Source organism: Pollutimonas rozaliensis (assembly GCF_048751585.1).
GTDB lineage: Bacteria > Pseudomonadota > Gammaproteobacteria > Burkholderiales > Burkholderiaceae_B.
This window is the reverse complement of record NZ_JAZHOB010000019.1, coordinates 1-1,644: the sequence shown is the minus strand read 5'-3', so window position 1 is coordinate 1,644 and position 1,644 is coordinate 1. Positions and strand designations below refer to the sequence as shown.

The 1,644-nt window shown below is 56.7% G+C and carries 2 protein-coding genes; both read left to right on the top strand.

All coding sequences use genetic code 11. The features are described from left to right. Positions 1–50 precede the first annotated feature (50 nt). Entirely contained in the window at positions 51–536 is a 486-nt protein-coding gene (locus V0R37_RS21775; protein WP_420376511.1) for a transposase, read from the top strand. Then, positions 533–1,606: an IS3 family transposase gene (locus V0R37_RS21770; RefSeq protein WP_420376510.1), complete on the top strand. Its 1,074-nt coding sequence runs from the start codon at positions 533–535 to the stop codon at positions 1,604–1,606. The genes V0R37_RS21775 and V0R37_RS21770 overlap by 4 nt, the downstream gene beginning before the upstream one ends. The last annotated feature ends 38 nt before the right edge of the window (positions 1,607–1,644 follow it).

Here is a 1,644-nt window from a genome sequence, read left to right as displayed (position 1 = left end):
CCCCCAGTGTCAGCATAGTTGTCGCATTCTTTTGAAAGCGATTTTTATCGATGAGCCCCTACAGCCTTGCCATCAGACAAGAAGCCGTGCGCAAGACGTTGCACCGTGAAAACGGTCGAACGATTGGCCAGATGGCTAATGAGCTGAATGTCCCGTACCATAGCCTTCGTAAATGGTTACAGGATTTCAGAATGTCAGAACCGACGGCGCCACAGCCGCCCGAAAAACGGGCCACTGATTACAGTGCAGAACAACGCCTTCAAGCCGTGCTGGACACGCATGCCATGACGCCCGAGGCCCGCAGTGCCTGGTGTCGCGAGCACGGGCTGTTCGAGCATCAGTTGGCGCAGTGGAAAGCACAATTGTTGACCCCTGCTGAACCTGCCGGCAACGCCGGCGAAGTGCGTCGCCTCAAAGACGAGGTCAAACAACTTGAACGTCAATTGAATCGACGGGACAAGGCTCTGGCCGAGGCGGCCGCACTGCTGGTGCTACAAAAAAAGTATCAGGCGCTGTGGGAGGGCGAGGACAAATGACCTCACTGCCGCAGCGCCAACGTATCAACGCCATGATTGAACAGGCCGTCAACGACGGGGCACGTCAAGCCAAAGCGTGCGAGGTCATTGGCGTGTCGGTGCGCACCTTGCAGCGTTGGCAACAAGACCTGGCACGAGCAGACGGGCGCCTGCAACGCCAGCAGCACCCCCATAATCGATTAAGCGACCTGGAGCGCCAAGAGGTGCTGGCATTGCTGAACAGCCCCGTCTATGCCGACCTGCCGCCATCACAGATTGTGCCTCGTCTGGCGGATCAGGGGCAGTACGTGGCCAGCGAGTCAACCCTGTATCGCGTCTTGCGCCAGGCCGGCCAACTGAAGCACCGCGGCACTGACAAGCCACGCCAGGCGCGGCCTCGTCCCACACCGCTGTGCGCCGCCGCCCCGAATCAAATTTACAGCTGGGATATCACCTACTTGCCTGCACCCATCAAGGGTCAGTTTTACTATTTATATCTGTTTATGGATATCTTCAGCCGCAAGATTGTGGGCTGGCAAGTCTTTGAGACCGAAGATAGTGGGCGGGCGGCTGAACTGGTGCGTGATATTTACCGACGCGAACGGGTCCGCCCAGGACAGGTGGTCTTGCATTCTGACAATGGCAGCCCGATGCGCGGTGCCTTGCTGCAAAGTACGCTACACCAACTGGGGGTTCGCGCCTCGTTCAGCCGACCCTCGGTCAGCAATGACAATCCATTCTCGGAGTCGTTATTCCGTACCTTGAAATATCGTCCTCTGTATCCACGCAAACCCTTTGACAGCCTGAAGCAAGCCCGGCGCTGGGTAGATGGCTTTGTGCGCTGGTACAACACCGAACATCGTCACAGTGCAATCGGCTTCGTCACGCCAGATGAACGTCATCACAATCACGACCAGGATTTACTTGTGCAACGCCACGCCGTTTATGAAGCCGCACGCGCCAAAAACCCGCAACGTTGGTCGGGCAAGACGCGGAACTGGCATCGTGTTGATGTGGTTCATTTGAACCCGCAGAGTCATCAGGACATGGCCTGTTCAAACCATGAAAACCAACTCAAGCTGGCGGCTTGAATACATGTTACATGCGACAACTAGCTTGACAATTACCG